This is a genomic window from Defluviicoccus vanus, assembly GCF_014672695.1.
Classification (GTDB): Bacteria; Pseudomonadota; Alphaproteobacteria; order Rhodospirillales; family Defluviicoccaceae; genus Defluviicoccus; species Defluviicoccus vanus.
Window position 1 is genome coordinate 1,343,844 of record NZ_CP053923.1, and the last position, 20,260, is coordinate 1,364,103.

The 20,260-nt window shown below is 63.9% G+C and carries 18 protein-coding genes and 2 tRNA genes; 10 read left to right on the top strand and 10 right to left on the bottom strand.

Annotated features, from left to right (window positions below; all coding sequences use genetic code 11):
• Nucleotides 1–58: 58 nt before the first annotated feature.
• The 3 genes from HQ394_RS06075 to HQ394_RS06085 form a co-directional block, all read right to left on the bottom strand.
• Nucleotides 59–730, bottom strand: coding sequence for a DUF2497 domain-containing protein (locus HQ394_RS06075; protein ID WP_190262523.1), 672 nt, complete (start codon nt 728–730; stop codon nt 59–61).
• A gap of 3 nt (nt 731–733) precedes the next feature.
• Nucleotides 734–2,221, bottom strand: a complete 1,488-nt coding sequence (locus HQ394_RS06080) for a TolC family outer membrane protein (RefSeq protein WP_190262524.1) — start codon at nt 2,219–2,221, stop codon at nt 734–736.
• A gap of 96 nt (nt 2,222–2,317) precedes the next feature.
• Nucleotides 2,318–3,022: a protein-L-isoaspartate O-methyltransferase family protein gene (locus tag HQ394_RS06085; protein ID WP_223291890.1), complete on the bottom strand. Its 705-nt coding sequence runs from the start codon at nt 3,020–3,022 to the stop codon at nt 2,318–2,320.
• 203 nt (nt 3,023–3,225) lie between these two features.
• On the opposite strand from HQ394_RS06085, the gene HQ394_RS06090 reads away from it, so the two are divergent.
• The 4 genes from HQ394_RS06090 (at nt 3,226) to HQ394_RS06105 (ending at nt 4,913) form a co-directional block, all read left to right on the top strand.
• Nucleotides 3,226–3,299, top strand: a tRNA-Cys gene (locus tag HQ394_RS06090).
• Nucleotides 3,300–3,307: 8 nt separating this feature from the next.
• A tRNA-Asn gene (locus HQ394_RS06095) sits at nt 3,308–3,382 on the top strand.
• A 316-nt stretch (nt 3,383–3,698) separates the two neighbouring features.
• On the top strand, nt 3,699–3,881 hold the full coding sequence (locus HQ394_RS06100) for a hypothetical protein (RefSeq protein WP_190262525.1): 183 nt from the start codon (nt 3,699–3,701) through the stop codon (nt 3,879–3,881).
• A gap of 105 nt (nt 3,882–3,986) precedes the next feature.
• A complete protein-coding gene (locus HQ394_RS06105; RefSeq protein ID WP_190262526.1) occupies nt 3,987–4,913 on the top strand; it encodes a MipA/OmpV family protein in 927 nt (308 codons plus the stop codon).
• Nucleotides 4,914–4,990: 77 nt separating this feature from the next.
• Here the strand turns inward: HQ394_RS06105 and HQ394_RS06110 are convergent, their stop codons facing one another.
• Entirely contained in the window at nt 4,991–5,851 is an 861-nt protein-coding gene (locus HQ394_RS06110) for a sulfotransferase family 2 domain-containing protein (RefSeq protein ID WP_223291891.1), read from the bottom strand.
• Between the two features lie 640 nt (nt 5,852–6,491).
• Between HQ394_RS06110 and HQ394_RS06115 the strand changes: the two genes are divergently transcribed.
• Both HQ394_RS06115 and HQ394_RS19650 read left to right on the top strand, forming a co-directional pair.
• Nucleotides 6,492–8,177, top strand: a complete 1,686-nt coding sequence (locus HQ394_RS06115; RefSeq protein WP_223291892.1) for an arylsulfatase — start codon at nt 6,492–6,494, stop codon at nt 8,175–8,177.
• A 20-nt stretch (nt 8,178–8,197) separates the two neighbouring features.
• Nucleotides 8,198–8,473 carry a hypothetical protein gene (locus tag HQ394_RS19650; RefSeq protein WP_223291893.1) on the top strand — a complete coding sequence of 92 codons (276 nt, stop codon included), beginning with the start codon at nt 8,198–8,200 and terminating at the stop codon, nt 8,471–8,473.
• A gap of 212 nt (nt 8,474–8,685) precedes the next feature.
• Here the strand turns inward: HQ394_RS19650 and HQ394_RS06125 are convergent, their stop codons facing one another.
• Both HQ394_RS06125 and HQ394_RS06130 read right to left on the bottom strand, forming a co-directional pair.
• Entirely contained in the window at nt 8,686–9,696 is a 1,011-nt protein-coding gene (locus HQ394_RS06125; RefSeq protein ID WP_190262528.1) for an IS110 family RNA-guided transposase, read from the bottom strand.
• A gap of 577 nt (nt 9,697–10,273) precedes the next feature.
• Nucleotides 10,274–11,566, bottom strand: coding sequence for a Y-family DNA polymerase (locus tag HQ394_RS06130; RefSeq protein WP_190262529.1), 1,293 nt, complete (start codon nt 11,564–11,566; stop codon nt 10,274–10,276).
• Nucleotides 11,567–11,988: 422 nt separating this feature from the next.
• On the opposite strand from HQ394_RS06130, the gene HQ394_RS06135 reads away from it, so the two are divergent.
• Entirely contained in the window at nt 11,989–13,197 is a 1,209-nt protein-coding gene (locus HQ394_RS06135) for a TolC family outer membrane protein (RefSeq protein ID WP_456151545.1), read from the top strand.
• Nucleotides 13,198–13,254: 57 nt separating this feature from the next.
• On the opposite strand, the gene msrB (HQ394_RS06140) is transcribed toward HQ394_RS06135, so the two are convergent.
• On the bottom strand, nt 13,255–13,668 hold the full coding sequence (gene msrB, locus HQ394_RS06140) for a peptide-methionine (R)-S-oxide reductase MsrB (RefSeq protein ID WP_190262531.1): 414 nt from the start codon (nt 13,666–13,668) through the stop codon (nt 13,255–13,257).
• Between the two features lie 294 nt (nt 13,669–13,962).
• Entirely contained in the window at nt 13,963–14,223 is a 261-nt protein-coding gene (gene rpoZ / locus HQ394_RS06145) for a DNA-directed RNA polymerase subunit omega (protein ID WP_190262532.1), read from the bottom strand.
• Nucleotides 14,224–14,626: 403 nt separating this feature from the next.
• Here rpoZ and HQ394_RS06150 point away from each other — a divergent pair, with 403 nt between their 5' ends.
• On the top strand, nt 14,627–16,573 hold the full coding sequence (locus HQ394_RS06150) for a calcium-binding protein (protein WP_190262533.1): 1,947 nt from the start codon (nt 14,627–14,629) through the stop codon (nt 16,571–16,573).
• A 103-nt stretch (nt 16,574–16,676) separates the two neighbouring features.
• On the opposite strand, the gene HQ394_RS06155 is transcribed toward HQ394_RS06150, so the two are convergent.
• Nucleotides 16,677–17,333, bottom strand: coding sequence for a DUF938 domain-containing protein (locus HQ394_RS06155; protein WP_407644733.1), 657 nt, complete (start codon nt 17,331–17,333; stop codon nt 16,677–16,679).
• A gap of 244 nt (nt 17,334–17,577) precedes the next feature.
• Between HQ394_RS06155 and msrB (HQ394_RS06160) the strand changes: the two genes are divergently transcribed.
• Together msrB (HQ394_RS06160) and msrA are read left to right on the top strand one after the other, a co-directional pair.
• Nucleotides 17,578–18,081 carry a peptide-methionine (R)-S-oxide reductase MsrB gene (msrB, locus tag HQ394_RS06160; RefSeq protein ID WP_190262535.1) on the top strand — a complete coding sequence of 168 codons (504 nt, stop codon included), beginning with the start codon at nt 17,578–17,580 and terminating at the stop codon, nt 18,079–18,081.
• Nucleotides 18,082–18,234: 153 nt separating this feature from the next.
• Complete coding sequence (gene msrA, locus HQ394_RS06165) at nt 18,235–18,762, top strand: peptide-methionine (S)-S-oxide reductase MsrA (protein WP_190263150.1); 528 nt, start codon at nt 18,235–18,237, stop codon at nt 18,760–18,762.
• A 432-nt stretch (nt 18,763–19,194) separates the two neighbouring features.
• On the opposite strand, the gene HQ394_RS06170 is transcribed toward msrA, so the two are convergent.
• Nucleotides 19,195–20,217: a zinc-dependent alcohol dehydrogenase family protein gene (locus HQ394_RS06170; protein WP_190262536.1), complete on the bottom strand. Its 1,023-nt coding sequence runs from the start codon at nt 20,215–20,217 to the stop codon at nt 19,195–19,197.
• Between the last annotated feature and the right edge of the window lie 43 nt (nt 20,218–20,260).

Consider the following 20,260-nt stretch of genomic DNA (forward strand, 5'->3'; position numbering starts at 1 on the left):
CAGCGCGCGGACGCCGTCGTCCGCACAGGCGGTTGTTACCCGGCGCAGTGCGACGCGGTCAATCTTCCAGCCGTTCGGCGCGATTGATCATCTGGTCGATCTCCCGCTTGACGAGGCGTTCGATCAGGTAAGGCAGGTTACGATCGAGCCATTCGCGCAACAGCGGCCGCAGCATTTCGCGAACCATGCCCTCAAGCGTCACCTCGCGGGCAGCGACGGCAATGTCGCGGCGATCGAGGATCGCGCTCGCCAGCTGCGCCAGCACGTCGGTGCCGTTTGCCGAGGTTCGATCGGAGACGACCCGCTCGCCGCCGATGGAGCCCGCCGCTACCTCGATCCGCATCGCCGGCGTCAGCACGAAGACGTCTTGCTCGTCGGTGTGGCCGAATGAGCTGCCGAACACGTCGTCGGCAAACGAGACTGACCGCGGCGGGATCGCCGGCGAAGGCTTCGATTCGAATGGATCCAGCGTCGCTGTCGGGCGGGCATCGCGCCGTTTGTCGGCAACGCCCACGTCGCGCCGCGGCCGCGGCGCTGGCGCATGTCCTGGCGTCGCACCTGCAGCCGGCGCGGCGCCATCTTCGGCAAGGATACGCCGGATCGAGGCGAGAATATCCTCCATCGAGGGCTCGGCAGCAGCGGCAGCAGCGGCAGCAGTTTTCGCGTCATCCTCGGTCATCGCTTCCGCCTCCACCAAGAGATGTCCCGCCACCCCACCCGGATCAACCACCGTCTAGCGCGTTGACGGCGAGCCTGCGGGTGCAAAATCGCCACTGATGTCGCCGGAACTGCCGGTTCCGAACCACGAGCCGCGGACCTCACGATAGTGCTCCGTCGGATCGTAAAAGGGCACATCCAGGCGCAAACGTTGCGCCGTCAATTCACCGATCGAGCCCTTCAGCTGATAGGCAGCGACCAGTTCATCGCGTTGCGCCTGCACCAGAGTGACCTGCGAATCGAGAAGTTCCTGTTCGGCATCGAGAATATCGAGGACGGTCCGCGCACCGACTTCCGCTTCGCGTTGCACCCCTTCGAGCGCCACCTGATTGGCTTCCACCTGTTTCTGGCGCGAGACGATGGCCGCTCTCGCCGTCTCCAGCCGCGCCCAGGCATCGGTGGCCTGACGCACCGTCTCCCGCTCCACCGCGTCCAACTGACGCCGCCGCAAGGCGACGGTCTGCTTCGCTTGGCGGTACTGCGAAAACGTCGTCCCCGCGGTGTAGAGAGGCACGTCCATGCGGACGAGCGCTTCGTAGGTTACGGTTTCCCGCTCCTCGTAAAAGCTCTCGTAGTCGCGTTCGATCCGGCCGACCACGTTGATCGTCGGCATGAATTGCCCGCGGACGGTATCCACCGAGTCAAGCGCGCTGCGCTCATCATAGGCCCTGGCGTGCACGTCCGGGTTACCACCGAGCGCCATGTCCAGCGCATCATCTTGCGTCTTCGGCAGGCCGTCGGGAAGTGATGGCCGGGTGAGGGAGCCGGGCGAGCGACCAACGGCGCTGCGATAGTCCGCACGCGCCGATTCCAGTCGACCCTCTGCCTGGATCCTCTCCGCGGTTGCCCGCGCCACCCGCGCCTCCGCCTGATAAACGTCGGTGCGAGTCACTTCACCAACCTGGAAGCGATCGCGGGTGGCCTCCAATTGTCGCATCAGGCGTTGTTCGTTCTTGATGGTCAGGTCGAGCTGAGTCTGGGTGCTGTAAACGTCCATGAAGGCCGTTGCCGCATCCAGCAGCACCGTCTGTTCGGCCGAGACCAGCCGGGCGCGATCGGCGCGGACGTTGTTTTCTGCCGCCCGCGTCTGCGCCAGCGTCTGGCCGCCGCGAAACAGCGGCTGAGTGATTTCACCCGCGACGAAATTGGGCTCCAGCGTCGTCGACTGCGATATGTACTGGTTGCCGTTGCGGGTCTGATAGCGCTGGGTATCGTTCTGGTATGCCTGACCGATGCTGCCGCTCGCGCGAACCGATGGCCGCCATCCGGCTAGGGCTTGCGGTACCTGTTCATCGGTGGCACGCAACTGTGCCCGCTGCGCCTCGAGGCGCGGATTGTTGCCGTAAGCAAGCGCCAGCGCCTCGTCGAGAGTCTCCGCGTTAGCCGCCGGTGTGAGAACAGTGGTGAACAGGGCGGCAAAGACGAGAGGCAGAATGGGCCGAAGTGTCGATCGTCGCTGCCCCGCCACTTGCGGACGTTGATGGAATGCAAGCTCGTTGCCCACAGCAGTGCCTCTTCAGAACTCGGGTGAACACCGCTCGGCGCCGAGGCCGGACTGGCATTCCCCGCGGCTCCTCGCAGCGCCGAGGGCCGATGCAAACTAGAAGCGAAACGTCGGCGCCGGAATAAATTCGCTCAACAGTGGAACCGCGGCGTCGAAGGCCACCCGCCGCGAGATGACACCATTGGTCTTGAGAAAGATTGTTCCCTTGCCCCGGCCGCTCGCATCGGCAACGACAGCGACCAATCGCCCTCCTTCCGCCAGTTGTGCAAGGATGGCCTCGGGAACCTCCGGCACGGCTCCACCAAAGATAATCACATCGTAGGGAGCCTGCGCCGGGTGGCCGATCGGCAGCGGTCCCTCGACGACGGAAACGGTCAGGACATCGAGCGCGGCGAGTGTCTCTCTCGCCCGCGCGGCAAGCAGCGGATCCGATTCCAGGGCGAAGACCGTGCTTGCCAGTCGCGCCGCCAACGCCGCGTTGTAGCCAACGCCACAGCCAACCTCGAGCACCACATCACTCGGAGTGATTTCGGCGGCCTGCAGAATCAAGGCGCCGGCAAGCGGTTCCATCAGCACGCGACCGCCGCCAACGGGAATGTCCTCGTCAACGTAAGCGATACCGCGCAGTGGTTCCGGCAGGAACACCTCGCGTGGCAGGTCGGCGAGAGCCTCGACGACCAGCGGATCATTGACCCGATTGGTGCGGATCTGATTTTCAACCATCTTGCGACGTACCGCAGCGTAGTCCATCTTCGATTTCGCGCGCTCTGCCAGGATTGAGGGGACGGCATCGTTCGGCAACCGCGGCTGCTTATACACGCCCTTTGACGGCGAGACAATTCATCGCGTGGGCGCGTCTGGTCATTGCGAGGGCGCGAATGGTTATGTCGTCGCGCCGATTGGGTTGACGCTTTCGCGGACGCTGCGTATGTTCTGCCGGTCGCTGGGGCGTCATCGTCATCGTACCGCCGATCCGGACTTGTCTGGTGCGGTATGGTCAAGTTGGCGCGGTGGCGGAGTGGCTACGCAGCGGCCTGCAAAGCCGTGTACACCGGTTCGAATCCGGTCCGCGCCTCCAGTTTCCGTTCCGGAGTAGCTCAGTGGTAGAGCAAGCGGCTGTTAACCGCTTGGTCGGGGGTTCGAATCCCTCCTCCGGAGCCATTTTGCCCATTGTCCGGCCCTGAGACATGGGTGACAGCCTCGTACCGAGCGGGTTGTCGATGGTTTGCAGGGTCCGTTGCTCCAGGTCGATATATCCAAGATCGTAGCGGATGAAGGTGGCGAGCCAGATGCCGTCATCGACATCGGTGATGCCGAGCCGCTGGCCTGCTAGCACGCTGTAGATCCGGCCGCGGATGTTTACCGTGGCCGCTCTCGCGCACCGGCTGCTGCTCGACCGGCTGACCCACCACGTCCATATCCTCACCATGAAAACGGCGTCAACGACGCCCCGGCGCTCAAGAAAGCCGACATCGGCGTGGCGATGGGGATAAAGGGTACCGAGGTCACCAAGGAGGCGTCGGAGATGGTGCTCGCCGACGACAACTTCGCGTCGATTACGGCGGCGGCCACGAGCCGTCGGCCGCCCGATTCTCGACGGGTTCGGCATCTGGCACGTCGCTCTGGCACCGCGGCGGCCGCGGCCAAGGCCGCCGCTTGAGAGATCCTGCAACGCCGGTATGACCACAGCGGCCTTGCCCTTGCGTCGGCGTTAGTGGCAGGCTCCCCCCCGGTCGTTGTGTACAAACAGAGCGGAGACGTGGTGATGAGGGATGATGGCGCGAGCGGCTTGGGTGTGGGAGCTGCAGGTATGCTCGCCCGGGCACTGGGTTTGTCGCTGCTCGTCGCGCTGACGACGGCAACGACGCAGCGGGCGGTGGCGCAGGACGTCGGCCTTGACGCCGGGCCGATCGAAGCACCCGAAAACGCAGAGCGGCCCGCCGCACCGGCGACCGCCGACGAGTGGCGGTTCCGCGTCGGCCTCGGTGTCGGGCTGCGACCCGATTATATGGGATCCGACGATTATGAGGCGGTGCCGATACCACAGCTCACCGCTTACAAGGGACCGCAGTACGTCAACCTCACCGGCACCTACCTGTTCTCCAACGTCATCCCGTCGCCGAACTGGCGACTGGGCCCCACCGCCAAGTTCATCCGCGGCGATCGCTGCAATGCCAACGATAGCCGGGTGAACGACATGAAGTGCCAGGCCAACGCGTTGATGCTCGGCGCTACTGGCGGCTATGCCTTTGTGGTGCCGGGGATCGGCGTCCCGCAGGCCCGGCTGACGCCGGCGCTGGAAATGGTCGGCGACGTGGCCGGCGCCAACGACGGCTACACCATCGAGCCGCAGCTCAACTTTGCCCAGCGCCTGTCCGATAGCTGGCGGCTGGGCTTGCGCGGCTTCGGAACCTGGGGCTCGGGGAACTACAACGGCTATTACTTCGGCGTGAACGCGGTCCAGTCGCGAGACAGCGGCCTCAGCCAGCACAACGCCAACTCGGGTTTCTACCAGACGGGTCTGCTCAGCGTTGTCGACTACGACATCACCGAGCACTGGAAGCTGTCGCTGATCGGCCGTTATACCCGTATGGTCGATGATGCCAAGGACAGCCCGATCGTCGATGGCAAGGACGCCCGCGGCAGCGCCAACCAGTTCTTTGGCGGCACGGTGGTCTCCTACGGCTGGTAGCGGCTGGCGCCCTGAACCGATCGTCGATGCGCCGCCGAAGGCGCGCTCCCGATGTCCGCCGCCTGGGGGAAGAGGCCTCAGCCAGCCCAGAAACGCCGCCAATTCCACTTTGAGCGTCGCGGCGGCGGCGTAGGCGTAACCCGGTCGGTGACCACTGCGGCATATCGCCGTTCCAGCATCTGCCGGGCATGATCGTGGAGCGCCGTATCGAGGGTGTTCAGCGTCTGCAGCAAGGCGAGGTCCTCGGCAGAGGGTACAGTCTTCGCGACAGCTTCGGTTCCGTCCGCATCCGCGTGGTAGGTGCGGTTTAGCCGCGTTTCCACAGGCGGCTCGGGGGCGCCGAGGACATGCGCCAGCAGAAACATCGACCTCTGGTAATCTTCGGTAATCCCGACCCAGTCAAACGTCTCCAGCCGCCGGATACATTGGGCAAGGGCGGTGTCCGGCTCCCCTTCCAGTTGCTGATATTCACGCCCGAGAATTTGCCGGCAAGACACATTGGAAACACCCCAGCGTGGCAGAACGTCGGGTATGCGCAAAAATTCGGCGAAGCTGCATGACTTGGCGAGCGCCGGCCCATTGATAGGCGGAAGATTGGTCCGAATATGCTCCCAGGTAAACGACCGCCAGAAATCATAGAGCGATACGATCCGACTGCAGGGTTCACGCAGCATCGTCAGCTTGATCTTCGGTCCCGGGAACGCATCGATAAAATCGTGATAAAAATGGCCGTGAAATAATCGATACTGCTCTACCTTTGTCGGCTCGTAATCCCAAATGCCTGCATAAGCCGCTGGACAAATTTCCTCTTCGGGAAACAAGGACAGAAGGTATTCGCCGACTGAGTTACCCGCTGTCTTCTCGATGTGCAGGTAAAATACCTTTGCCGTCTTGGGGATGTTTTTAACCTTTGCAGGGGCCTCTGCTGCCGAATCCAAATACGTACCCCTTTCCCCGCCACCGATTGTCCTGATCGGCATCAGCCACCGCCCTTGCCACCACAAGGTGGCGCGCGTGTCTGCCAAACCGAAGATAGCCACGCGACGAAGCGATGACAACCACCAGGCTGATTCGGTTCTGGAACGGTTTGATGCATGGGGGCTGGCGGCGGATCAAGATGCTGTACGAAACACGGCAAGGGTTCACAGATGTCGCTGCTAGCACGTGAGGGTGGCAGCCTATGGGCCGCTTTGGCGGCGGCGCAGATCGAGGTCGGCCCCGGCGACACCCTGGTGATCGAAACCCCGGCGGCGGCTACGGGAGGCCAAAGACGTGTTGACGCAGCACAGGCAAACTCCCCGCAAACTTCCATAAGGGCAGGAATATCCCAGCAACAGACATCGCGGCACCGATCCCGCTCGCGTCCACAATGGCACCGATCACGACCGGTAGCCCGCATGCGCGAAGCGAAATGCGGGAACTTCCTTCGTGGCGTGTTACCCCGGATTTCGCTAGCTTAATCCAGACTACGGTTTGCTGCCAGCGGACCGCGCAGATGCTTCTTACTTAACAGGAGAGGAAGCGAGAGCGATGGAACGGCGAAGGTTACAGAGGGCGACGGCCCGGTTCGCGGGCGGCGTGGCGGCGGCGTTCGCCGCGGGTGTGATCGCGGCGGCGCTGCCAGGACCGGCGGCGGCGCAGGAGAAGAAGCCGAACATCCTGTTCATCATGGGCGATGACATCGGCTGGATGCAGCCGAGCTATTACCACCGCGGCGTGATGGTCGGCGAGACGCCCAACATCGACCGGATCGGCCGGGAGGGCATGGCGTTCACCGACTACTACGCGATGCAGAGCTGCACCTCCGGGCGCAATGCCTTTTTCACCGGCATGTACCCCTTGCGCACCGGCATGATCCCGCCGCAGCTGCCGGGCAGCCCGTCCTGGCTGCGGCCGGGAACCCCGGCGGTGGCCAAGTTCCTGTACGATCTCGGCTACACCACCGGCGAGTTCGGCAAGAACCACCTGGGCGACCACACCGAGGCGCTACCGACCGCGCACGGCTTCCAGGAATACTGGGGCTACCTCTACCACCTCGACGCAATGCAACAGGTGAGCTTCCCCGACATCAACAAGAGCCCGACCGAGCAGGGCATCGCGCCGCCATGCAAGAACACGCCGGTCCCGGGTCTTCCCGAGGTCCCCGGCGCCGTCGATCCGAGGACGACGCTTTGCCTGACGCCGCCGCGCCCGGTCATCTGGTGCACGTCCTCCGACGGCACGATGAAGAACCAGACCTGCAAGGACGAGGGCCCGCTGACGCTCGATAGGTCGAAGACAATCGACGAGGAGATTTCGGCCAAGGTCATCGACTTCCTCGACCGCAACGATCCGAAGAAGACGGGCAAGCCGTTCTTCGTCTGGTACAACCCGGCGCGCATGCACGTCAGCACCGTGCTCTCGGACAAGTACATGGCGATGGTGGGTGAGCCGGGCGGCAAGGACTGGGGCATCAACGAAGCCGGCATGAAGCAGATGGACGATAACATCGGCTACGTGCTGAAAAAATTGGAGGACATGGGGCAGCTCGACAACACCATCGTCGTCTTCACCACCGACAACGGCGCCGAGGCCATCAGCTTCCCTGATGGCGGAGTGACCCCGTTCAAGGGGCAGAAGGGCGAGGCCTGGGAAGGTGGCTACCGCGCGCCGCAGGTCGTCCGCTGGCCGGGGCACATCAAGCCGGGCGTGTGGACAAACCAGATGTTCGCCGCCCTCGACTGGCTGCCCACATTCGTCGACATCGCGGGTGGTCCCAAGGGAGACGGGCTGAAGAAACAGATCGAGGCCGGCAAGTACCCCGGAATCGTCAAGACCACGCTCGACGGCTTCGACCAAGCGGATTTCCTTGAAGGCAAATCGGAGAAGTCGGCACGCGACTACTTCTTCTACTACTCTGGCGCGACACCGTCGGCGGTCCGCTACAAGAACTGGAAGATGTCCTACACCATGGCGCAACCCGGGGCGGAGGGCTGGCTCCTGCCGCTGATCCCCTACCACTGGACTCTGGTGCAGAACATCAAGCGCGATCCGTTCGAGCAGGCGGTCGGCCTCAACCAGAAGACGGCAATGGGCCTCGGCGGTGCAATCGGCGGCCCGGTGACCGCCTATATCTATGACTGGAACATGCTGCCGATCGGCCAGCAGATGTGGTTCAAAGAACTCGAGTCCTACAAAGAATTCCCGCCGCTGCAGGCTCCGGAGACCTACAACCTCAGCGGAATCCTCGATCAGATGAAGAAGGCTGGTCACCCGAGCGACTAGCCGGCTGAGAAGAGTATGACTTGAGCAAGCGGGCGGTCTGCGGGGGCCGCCCGCTCTTTTTGGAGGACGCACTGATGAAACAGCGGTCTGGCAAATTTGCTGTCGGCTGTTCGTTCGCGCTCTGCGCAATGCTGCTGCTCGTCGTGCCCGCGCGCGCGGCGGATGATCCGCTCGCCTCGTGGAACGAAGGTCCCGCTAAGCAGGCGATCCTATCGTTCGTCGCCGCGACCACCGATAAGGCAAGCCCCAAGCTCGCGTGGCCCGTGTGTGGACGGCCCCCTGGGTGCAAGGGGTGAGGGGGAGAAAATCTGATCTGGTGCGATGGCAGTCGTGTGTCCGGCCTGTTTTGCGCGGCACGATGTCCGCTGGCCCAGATGGGTTCCGCGATCCACGCCCAAACGGATTAGCGGCCTTGATGGCCACCGGGCTACCCGGGTTCTGTGGATCGTCGGCTCGACCGATCAGCATCTCTCTTCCTCAGCCCTGCACCCTTGGCATCAAAGAGTGGTCAGGCGGTGGCCGGCTGGCGATACGCCTCGCCGCGCGTCATCATCGCCCAGACGATGCGCGCCATCTTGTTGGCCAGGGCGACCGCCGCGAGCTTGCGCGGCCGCCTTGCCAGCAAAGCGATGAGCCACGCCGAGGCCTTTCCCGGCTTGGCCTGCCTGATCACCGCGGTTGCTCCCAGCACCAGCAGCTGGCGCAACCGCTCATCGCCGGCGCGGCTGATCCCGCCCAGCCGCGTCTTGCCGCCGGTGGAATGCTCGCGCGGAGTCAGCCCCAGCCAGGAGGCGAAATGCCGCCCCGACTTGAACTGGCTGAAGTCGACCCGCAGCACCAGGCTCAGCGCGCCGATCGGCCCGATCCCCGGCACCTCCGCCAGCATCTGGCTGGTTGGCGTCTGTTTGTGTTGCGCCACCAGCCGGGCGTCGACCTCGGCCAGCCGCGCATCCAGCCGACCGATCTCGGCGCCCAGCAACGCCAATGCGTCCTTCGCCGGCGTCGGCAGCTCCGCGTCCTCGGCGACGTCGGCCAGCAGCTTTGCCACGCCTTGGCGGCCAAGGCGGCCGACATGACCGAACTCGGCCGCGTGTCCGCGCAGCGCGTTGACCAGCTGCGTGCGTTGGCGCACCAGGAGCTCGCGCACCGACAGCAGCATCGCGTTGGCCTGCTGCCTCGCCGACTTGACCGCGACCTCGCGCATCTCCGGCCGGGCCGCGGCTTCGCTGATCGCCTCGGCATCGTTGCGATCGTTCTTGCCGCGCTTGACGAAGGGTTTGACGTATTGCGGCGGGATCAACCGCACCGTGTGGCCGAGCCCAGCCAGCACACGGCCCCAGTGATGCGAGCCGCCGCAGGCCTCCAGCACCACCTCCATCGGCGGTCGGCGCGCGAAGAATGGCACCATGTCCTGGCGGCGCAGATTGCGTCGCAGCACCGCCCGCCCGTCGGCATCCGTGCCATGCAGGGTGAAGACGGACTTGGACGTGTCGATCGCAATGCGGGTAAGCTCGGTCATGGACGGCTCCTGTTCACTTCGACAGCGAACCTTGGCACCAGATGCCGCGGGGCCGTCCACCCCAACGGGTTAAGTTGTCGTAGATACCGTTCACAGTTTCCAACGCAAGGCTTGCCGCAACGACGTTGGCAGCGTCTCCATTGGTGCTGACTGCGGCGGTTCCGGCGTCCACTTTTCGATGCTGGCAATCGTCGCAATTAGCGAAACTCGTTTAGCCGCAAACGGCTCGGGGCATTGGTTGATCAACCTTTCCGCCGCTGCGGGCAACGTTGCGTCGGCGAACGGCATGTGATATATTTCCTATGCTTTGTGCGCCATCGGCCGGGGGAAATGACGACACGAGGACAACGCCCTGACGACATCGTGACGACATCCGGCCGGAAAATGACGACATCGCCGCCGCGGCCTGACGACGGATGACGACGAAAGACGACAAATGACGACATCCGCCACCACTTGCTCCCGGCGGTGATAGCGCCCCCGCTCCCGGCGAGTTGTCCCCCTCGCCGCAGCCGCTCCACGCCACGGCTCGCCTTGGACCGCGCGGCCACGCTCGGCTTGATGGTTACGCGACGGGCTACTCCAGGAACTCCTCCATATCGGGGATGCGGGTGAAGGCGATCTTGGTGCCGGTCGCGGATTGATCCTGATTGCCCGTCATGCCGAGCAGCACGGTGTCCCTGCCGAACCTCTGGTTCAGCCTGTCGATGGCGCGCGATATCTCCTCACGCTGCTTTTGCCGCATCGCCAACGGCGCGGCCGGCGCGAACAGATCGGGCTGGATGTGCACGTCGCCCTCCGGCACCAGCCCGTGCAACATGACGCCGATTTTCTTCACTCTCCTCGGCCCGCCTTGGTCCAGCATCGCCTGCCAGAGCTGCTCCAGCAGGCTCAAGAAAAGGAAACTGTCCTGGGCCGGCGCGCAGCCGGCGGCAGAGGCGAGGCGTGGGCCGTTCTCGATCCGCACCGACAGCGAAAACCTGTCCGCGTAGTAGCGCATCCGCCGCAGCCGGGCCGCCGCCTTCATCGTCAGCCGGCGGGCGATGATGTGCGCCTGTTCGGGGCGCCGCATCTCGGGCGCGAGCACATGGCTGTGGCCGACGCTGCGGCGATCGGTCTCCGGGTCCGGCAGGTCATAGCCACGCAGGTAAAGCCACATCCGCTCGCCCAAGAGGCTGCCCCAGACGGCACGCAGGTGTTTGGGCGAAAAGCGCATCAGCGTCCGCAGGTCGTAAATGCCCGCCCGGTTGAGCCGGCGTTCCATATTGCGCCCGATGCCCGGCAGGTCGCGGAGTTCCAGCGCATACAATCGCTCCGGCAGGTCCTCCCGCATCAGGACGGTAAGCCCGTCCGGCTTCTGCAGATCGGTGGCAACCTTGGCCAGGTACTTGCTCGGGGCAAGGCCGATGGAGCAGCGGACATACGCCCCGACATTGCTGGCGATCCCGGCTTTGATGGACCCGGCAATGGCCATCGCCCGCTCCGGCGCCCTCTCGTTCTGCATCAGGCGGCAGGCCATCTCGTCGATGGAACAGACGGCGGTCACCGGAAGATGGCGGTCGATCTCCTCGATCAGGCGGTGGTGAAACTCGGTATAGCGCTCATGCCGCGCCAGGACGCAGATCAGCCCCGGGCACATTTTCCGCGCTTCATAGACGGGGGTGCCGGTCTTGACCCCGAACGCTTTGGCCTCGTAGCTGGCGGCAATCGCGCAGGTGGTGTCGGTGTCCACCGGAATGACGGCGACCGGACGGCAACGCAGGCGCGGCTCGAGCTGCTGCTCCACGCTGGCGAAATAGCTGTTGAAATCAACATACAGCCAGCGCAGGCCGTCAGGCGGGGCGAATCCGGGTTCACGCGACGCGGGCATGGCAACCGATGAGGACTATCTGCTAGCCGTTGCTGTTCAACGCAGATGTTTATCATTTGTTCTCTTGCCTCCTTTGTCAAGCAAGCGCCGTCTTGCCGTTACAGAGGCTTCGCATCGCCACCGCTGCGGACGGGGTTGGCTGAGGGTCGCCGTGCGCATGGGCTGACTGGCCTTATCTGCGGCAATACTACCCAAAGACGGCAAAATAACTCCCTTTTCGGGTCCATACACTTTGACCCGTAGGGGGAATATCGCTAGTCTTGTTCCGCTTCCCAAGAACCACGCGCGCGTCACGCGGCAACGAGGAGAAGGGGGCGTTGCGCCTTTTCGTGGCGATCAGCTTATGCGTTGTCGCTGTCTTCGGCGGCGTTGCCTGCCGGTCCGCACGCGCCGAGACGGTTGAGGTGGAACTGCGCGAACTGGTGCAATCCCATCCTGAAATCCTCGCCCGCGAGAAAGGTGTCGAGGCGGCGGACGCCGGCATCGGCAAGGCCTTTGCCGGCTACCTGCCGAAGGTTGACGTTCTTGGCGCCACCGGTCCGCAATACATCCAGAGCCCGCTAACCGAACAAGATGACGGTGGCACCTGGTTCTCCACGTCGCAGGTGGTGAGCGGCCGGGTGACGCAGAATATCTTCGACGGCTTCGCCACCCCGGCCAACGTTCGCAGCGCCCGCCTTTCGCTGGAGACGGCCAACGCCACCCTGGCCGGCACGCGGCAGAACGTCATCTACGCCGGCATTGAGGCCTACATCGAGGCACTGCGGCAGAGCCAGCTGATCACTCTCGCCCGCGACAGCGAGCGGACGATCATGCAGCAACTGCACCTGGAGGACGAGCGCGTCCAGCGCGGTGCCGGCATCGCCGTCGACGTGCTGCAAGCCAAGTCACGCCTGCAGCTGGCGAAGGAACGGCGGGTGGCTTTCGAGGGCGGCTTTGCCGACGCGGTGACGCGCTACATCCAGGTGTTTGGCCANTCCCCCGACGTGCGCAGCATGAGCCAGCCGAAACTGCCGGACGCGCTGATGCCCGCCGACCTCGGCGAAGCGATAGAGATTGCGCGTGAGAACAATCCGGCGATCGACTCCAGCCTGGCGACCGCGGAGGTGGCGAGCGAACACCAGCGCTTGGCGCGTGCCGACTACTATCCGCGCCTCGACGTGATCGGCAGCGCCAATCGCGAAAACGATAACAACCTCGTCCGCGGCACCTCCGTCGACATGTCGGTGGTGGTGCAGGCGAGTTGGAACCTGTTCAACGGCTTTGCCACCGATGCCAACGTTTCCCAGGCGGTGGCGGAGTACCAGGGGAGCCTGCGCAACCACGAGCTCGTTACCCGCAAGGTCATTGAGCAGACGCGCCTCGCCTGGAGCGAAATGACCACCGCCCGGGAGCGGATCGACCTGCTCAACAACGCCGTGGCCATCGCCGGCGAGGTATTTGACGCCCGCGCCAAACTGCGCGAAGCCGGGCGCGAGACCGTGGTCAATGTCCTCGATGCCGAGAACGAGGTCTACAACGCCCGGATTAATCTGGTGATCGCCCAGGGCGACGCGCTGCGTGCCGGCTTTCAGGTCCTGCAGGGCATTGGCCGCCTTGACCTGCGAAACCTCGGCGTCGCCGGCGATTGACTGTCGTTAACCGCTTCGCCCTGCAACAGCCCCCGGCAATCGCCTTGCAGGCTTCGCTCAGCCCTCACCGCTGACATCGTCCGGCCGCAGCTTCAGCGAGGCCGAATTGATGCAATAGCGATCGCCGGTGGGCGCCGGCCCGTCGGGAAAGACATGCCCCAGGTGCGCGTTGCACCGGCTGCAATGCACCTCGGTGCGGACCATCAAGAAGCTGCGATCGGTTTCGGTACCGACCTTGTCCGGGCTCACCGGCTGCCAGAAGCTGGGCCAGCCGCTGCCAGAATCGAACTTGGTTGCGGAGGCAAACAGTTCTTGGCCGCAGCAGGCGCAGAGATACATCCCCGGCGTCTTGGTGTTCCAATAAGCGCCGGTGAACGCCCGCTCGGTGCCCTTGCCGCGGCACACATGATATTGCTCGGCTGTGAGTTCCTCACGCCACTCGCTGTCTGATTTGCTGATTTTGTCGCTCATCCGCGTCGTCCTTTCGCTCGCGCCGTCGATCGGATCGGCATTGTGCCTAATTCGATCATCCACCGGGGCTATCGTTTCGAAAGGTGTGCGCTATCGCCGCCGCTTCAACTGCGGACGATTCAGATCCAGACGATAAGCTTCGGATTGGCACGCGGCGCTGGCTTTGCCGCTGGCGGGTGTGCGGCTTAGTCTTCCGCCACTTCGTCGCCGTCCGGCGAGTCCGTCTCGGTCAGTGCCTCGTCCTCGTACTGCGCCGGCCCGTCCATGGCGAGGGAGGAAACGATGTCCGAAGCGTCAAGGCCTTCGTCCGCCGGGCGGTTCCTCCGGCGGGGCGATCCGCTGCTGATTGCGAACGAGTTTCTCGCGCAGGTTATCCAGATCGAGATTGCGCGCGGCAATCTCCCGCAGCGAGACCACGGTCGTTTTCTCGTTCTCCACGTCGACGGTGCTTCGCGCCCCGGCGTTAAGCTCGCGCGCCCGCTCGGCCGCCACCAACACCAGCTCGAAACGGCTGGGAACGGCTTCGATGCAGTCTTCGACGGTAATACGTGCCATGCCTGCCTCTTCCTCTCGCGGCCTCGCCGACCGAAACGGCGCCGAAGGCACGCTGTCGCCCACTCCGGCGACGAAGGGGCGGCATCATGCCCTCGGCCGCTGCGAAACACAAGCGCCACTGTAAACAATTGTTTGGCCCAACGTGATCCCAAGCGACGGGGCGGCTCCACACATCCACCGCGCTGTGATCGTGTTCACTTTATGCTCATTACTTGCAAGCCCTAGCAGGACCATCTACCTACAAATATATTCGCCTTTTATGTCAACAATACATGCCACGCGCGAATAATACGTTAATTATGTGTACACTACCAAGGAAACGCGAGACGGACATTCGACCGTTCAACCGCGAGTTTTACTGTAACGGTTGCGGATGTTCGCGGGTGAAAGAGTGGGGAGACTGATGGCAATAGTTACAGGCACTGCAGGAAACGACACGATTCAGCCAAGTGGCAATTCCGCCGGCGTTGTTGGCGGGCTTCCGGGCGCTGGCGCCGACTCGATCAATGGGCTCGGTGGCAACGACTACATCAACGGCAGCGACGGCAACAACACGATGCTCGGCGGCGACGGCAACGACACCATCTATGCCGGCATCGGCAACGACTCGATCGATGGCGGCGTCGGCAACGACTACATCACCTATTCTGGCAGCAGCGGTGGTAGCGACACCATCCTCGGCGGCGCCGGCAACGACACCATCTACACGTTTGATTCCGTCGGCAGTGTCAACGGCGGCACCGGCCAGGACATCGTGTATCTCTCGGGTGTCGCCGGGGTTAACTGGAACGTCGCCGCGCTTGGGATCGAAACGGTCTACGCATCCGACGGCAGTGACACGCTCAATGGCGCAACGCATACGGTTGCTATCTACCTGAAAGGTTACGACGGCGACGACAGCCTGGTCGGCGGCACTGTCGGCGATCGCCTCGATGGCGATGGTGGCAACAATACGATGATCGGCAATGGCGGCGATGACACCATATACGGTGGCAATGGCGATGAAAGCGCCAGCGGCGGTGGCGGCAACGACAATATTTACCTCTACGACGGCAATAACACCCTCGACGGCGGCGACGGCAATGACCGGCTCGATGTCGGCTTCGGCGACAACCGCCTCACCGGCGGCGCCGGTAACGACTACCTCGACGGCAGCTACGGCAGCGATACCCTGGATGGAGGTATTGGCGACGACACGATTGACGGCAGCTACGGCCACGACAGCATCGTCGGCGGCGCCGGCAACGACAGAATCTACGCCAGTGCCGAGGCCGTGTTCATCTCCGGCGGAGCGGGCAACGATTCCTTCTATGGTGAGGGTTACAGCGGCATCTCGCTCAACCTGCTCACCGCCGGTTTCGAGTATGCCGAAGGCACATACGGCGCCGATAACTTCAACGCTGCCGGACTGACCGGCGCGGTCACGCTTTATGGCAGCTACGGCGCCGACACCCTCATCGGCGGTGCCGGTAACGACTACCTGAATGCCGGCGCGGGCAACAACTCGCTGAACGGTAATGCCGGCAACGACACGCTCTACGGCGACAACAGCCGCGATACGATAATTGGCGGTGCCGGCAACGACTACATCTACGCCTACGACGGCAACGACAGCCTGAGCGGCGGCGATGGCAACGACACCATCTACGGCCTTGGCGACAACGACACCATCAGCGGCGGCAAGGGCTACGACTCAATGGACGGCGGCGCCGGCCGCGACACCATCGACTACAGCTACCTGACCGCCAAGGTCACCATCGACCTGGTCGCCGGAACCGCCACCTTCGTCCCTGCGGCGGGCGAGGCAACGGAAACCATCAGGAACTTCGAGAACGCCATCGGCGGTGCCGGCGGCGACAGCATCCTCGGCAACGACTACGCCAACAGCTTGGTCGGCAACGCCGGCACCGATACGCTCGACGGCGGCAACGCGGCCGATACCCTCGATGGCGGAGCGGGCGTCGACCTGCTTATTGGCGGCAACGGGGCAGACCGGCTCATCGGTGGTGCCGATAACGACATCTTCCGCTTCATCGCCACGACGCAATCTCCCGTTGGCGTCGGCCACGATACGATCGCCGACTTCCAGGGTGCGGGCGCTCCTGTCCTCGACCGCATCGACCTTTCGTTCATCGATGCAAGGCTCGGTGCGGCGTTCCCGGGCAATGACGCGTTTACCTTCATCGGCACCGGCGCGTTCACCGGTGTCTCCGGCCAGTTGCACGCCGTTGCCAGCGGTGCCAATTCGCTCATTCAAGGCGATACCAATGGCGATGGCGTCGCTGATTTCGAAGTCCTGGTACTGAATGTGAGCGCGGCCACCTGGGTTGCCACCGACTTCATTCTCTGATCGGCACACCTCTCTCCTCCGGTCGCGTCCCGCTTCGGGTGCGACCGGAGACTGCGGACTCCCACCTCAGCACACGAGCCTTCAACAACCGGGCTAAACGGGATCAACCCGCCGCTGTCGGCGGCTTGCGCAGCACCAGCGAGAGATTGTTGGCCGGCATCGCCACCTCGCGCTCCCAGAGCAATCCCGCGTCTGCCGCCAGCCGTACCACATCGGCCAGATCACGCACGCCGTATGCCGGATTCATCTGCTGCAACTGCTCGTCGAACAGGGCATTGGAAACCGCCGTGTGGCGCCCGTCCCGCTTGTAGGGACCGTAAAGGTACAGCAGGCCATCCGGCTTGAGCGCCAAGCTCGCGCCACCGATGAGAGCGCAGCAGGTTTCCCAGGGCGCAATGTGGATCACGTTGATCGCCACCACCGCATCGAGCGTTGCCGGCCCGATCCCCGGCCACGGCAACTGGCGCACATCCAGCCGGAAGGGCTCACCCACATTAGCCCGCCCGGCGCTGGTCACGTGGGCAGCAATGCTGGCCAATGCATCGGGATCCGGATCCGTCGGTTGCCACCGCACGCCGGGCAAAGCGGCGGCAAAGTGCACCGCGTGTTCACCGGTGCCGGCTCCCACCTCCAAGACAAGCGCGTGCTCGGGCAGAACCGACTGCAATACCTCAAGAATCGGTGCGCGATTATTAAGTGTCGCCGGGGCGTGTAGCTTGCGCGCCCGCAAAGACCGCAGTGAATCGGCATGGTCTGGCACGATAGCGTGTCCCATTGAAGAGCATAGGCAGACGATCTGCGGAAAGACATTACCCCTTATTTTTCGCTTGAACAGAGGCTTCGGCAATGCTTCCCCGCTGTGCCGGCGGCACGACAATTGTCGGAGGCAAATACACGCAAGCTTCACGCCAACGTGAATACAAGACTCGTCTGCTCATGTATAAGTCTGCTTGGCTCCAAGTCGTGGACAGATGCCCGTTCATTCTCAGGTGAAAACTTCACCCATGTTGACTCGACGCAATTTTTTCGACCGGCTCGTCGCCACCATCGGCCTGACTGCCGGCCTTAGCTTCCTGCCCCGCCACATTCTCGCTGCCGGCTCCAGTAGCGAAACCTTCGAAATCGTTCATACCGAAGCGGAATGGAAGCAACTGCTGACACCGGCGCAATTCTATGTCATGCGCCAGCAGGGGACCGAAGCCCCCGGCAGCAGCCCACTCAACAACGAGCATGGCACCGGCACCTTTCTCTGCGCCGCCTGCGCATTGCCGCTGTTTTCGTCGAAGGCGAAATTCGACAGCGGCACCGGCTGGCCCAGCTTCTGGCAACCGCTTCCCAATGCCATTGGCGAGCAGGAGGACAGGACGCTCGTCTTCGTCCGCACCGAGGTACACTGCCACCGCTGTGGCGGCCATCTCGGGCACGTCTTCAACGACGGACCGCCGCCCACTGGCCTGCGCTACTGCATCAATGGCGTCGCACTTAAGTTCGTCGCCGACGCCGCCTGAGCCGGGAGGAAGTGACCATGCGCAAATGCTCCAAGCCAACAGATGGCGGCAGTGGCCGCCTCACCCGGCTACTGCAGGGAGCGGTCATCGCCGCGTTGCTAACGAGCGCAGCCGGCGTTACCAACAGCGCCGCGGCGGAGCAGAGCGAGNGCGCTGTTCGCCGGTGGCTGCTTCTGGTGCGAAGAGACGGCCTTCGAGGGCCAGCCGGGTGTCATCTCGGTGACTTCCGGCTACACCGGCGGCACGGTGCAGTCCCCCACCTACGAGCAAGTCTCATCCGGCGGCACTGGCCACGCCGAGTCGGTCCGCGTCGTCTATGACCCGGCGAAGACCAGCTACCCCCTGCTCCTCGACATCTTCTGGCACAACGTCGATCCCCTTGACGCCGGTGGCCAGTTCTGCGATCGCGGCAATCAGTATCGTTCCGCCATCTTCTATGAAAACGACACGCAGAAGCAGCAGGCGCTCGCATCGAAGGAGGCGTTGGAGAAGTCAGGACGCTTCGACAAGCCGATCGCAACGCAAATTGTTGCTGCCTCCACCTTCTATCCGGCGGAGGAGTACCATCAGGACTACTACAAGAAGAATCCGATCCACTATCAGGCTTACCGCCTCGGCTGTGGCCGCGACCACCGCCTGCAACAGCTGTGGGGGGATGAAGCCGGCAAGTCAGCACACTGAGCCGCGTCACCCCTGACCTATCCCGGTAGCGATACCGGCCGGCGAGCAAATGTTCTCCGGCCGCGAGGCGGCAGACCGTTTCGCGCGTCCTTGAACATTATTGCCACGACGGTGGCAGAGGACGTGTGCGCCAGCGCGCTGATGCGCCGCCGCTCAGGCTTGGCCGAGCATCCTTTCGGCACGCTCAAGTGCCGTGTGGGCTAGCAACCGGGGGCTTGCAGCGGCAATGCTCGGCCTGGATGCGAAAAAGCCGGGCCTTACGGCCCGGCTTTCCTAGCAGGGGTGTGATAGGGAGCGGGGGCTCTCCCAATCACAGGCTGTAATTTAGCCGCATCCACATCGCGCCGCTGTGATGCTCCGCACAAGGGCGGTGCCTTCTTTGCTTCGCCCAGGCGTAACCCATCGCTGGTGCGCACCTCAACGCGGCCGCACTCAGCCTGCGGTAGCCAGATCGATACAGATCTTGCCGAAGTGACCGCCGCGATCGAAGGTGGCAAAGGCTTCGGCTACTGCGCCAAAGTCGAAGACACGATCGACCAGTGGGTGCAACCGATGCGCGGCGATCGCCCGGTTCATCGCCTCGAAGCCATCGCGGGAGCCGACGGTGATCCCCTGCAACCGCACTTGACGCATCACCACCAAGGGCAACGGCAACGCCGCCGCTGCCCCCGACAAGACGCCGATCAGGCTCAGCGTCCCGCCGATGCGGACGGCGCGCACCGAGCGCTCCAGGGTTTCGGCCCCGCCCAGTTCCACCACGTGCTCGCAGCCGGCGCCGTCGGTGAGATCCTTGACGACGCGGCCCCAATCCTTCGTCGTGCGGTAATTGATCGTCGCGTCGGCACCGAGGGCACTCACCCGCTCCAGCTTGGCATCGCTCGACGAGGTGACGATAACCCGCGCCCCGGCCAGCTTGGCGAACTGCAGCGCGAACAGGGCGACACCTCCCGTGCCCTGCACCAGCACCGTGTCGCCCGGGCCGACCCGGCCATCGCTGACGATCGCCGTCCAGGCGGTCAGTCCGGCGCACGGCAGCGTCGCCGCTTCGACCGCACTCAGGTGCGGGGCGACAGCAACAACCCCGTCAGCATCGAGACACATGTATTCAGCCAGCACGCCATCCAGCGGCCCGCCTAGGGAATCGAACATTTTCTGCTGGTCGGGTGCCCCGCCCTGCCAACGCTGGAAAAACAGCGGCACCACCCGATCGCCCACCTGCAGACGCCGCACCGCTGCCCCCACGGCGACGATCTCTCCCGCCCCGTCGGATACCGGGATCAGCGGCAGGCGAATGCGCGCCCCATAGCCGCCGCGGATCAACAGCGTGTCGCGGTAATTGAGTGAGGCGGCCCGCATTGCCACCACGACCTGGTGTGCGCCAGGCTGCGGTTGCGGTCGTTCAGCAAGCCGCAGGTGCTCCGGCGCGAAGCCGTCGCGCAATTCCCAAACGCGCACGTCTGTCCCTCCTTATGCGTGCCCTGCTGACGTGCGTACTGCG

Bases quoted from the DNA above. Each gene is read 5' to 3' on its own strand.
- HQ394_RS06105 (WP_190262526.1), top strand. From the start codon at position 3,987: ATGAGGGATGATGGCGCGAGCGGCTTGGGTGTGGGAGCTGCAGGTATG.
- HQ394_RS06125 (WP_190262528.1), bottom strand. From the start codon at position 9,696: ATGACCGAGCTTACCCGCATTGCGATCGACACGTCCAAGTCCGTCTTC.
- HQ394_RS06130 (WP_190262529.1), bottom strand. From the start codon at position 11,566: ATGCCCGCGTCGCGTGAACCCGGATTCGCCCCGCCTGACGGCCTGCGC.
- msrB (WP_190262531.1), bottom strand. From the start codon at position 13,668: ATGAGCGACAAAATCAGCAAATCAGACAGCGAGTGGCGTGAGGAACTC.
- rpoZ (WP_190262532.1), bottom strand. From the start codon at position 14,223: ATGGCACGTATTACCGTCGAAGACTGCATCGAAGCCGTTCCCAGCCGT.
- HQ394_RS06150 (WP_190262533.1), top strand. From the start codon at position 14,627: ATGGCAATAGTTACAGGCACTGCAGGAAACGACACGATTCAGCCAAGT.
- msrB (WP_190262535.1), top strand. From the start codon at position 17,578: ATGTTGACTCGACGCAATTTTTTCGACCGGCTCGTCGCCACCATCGGC.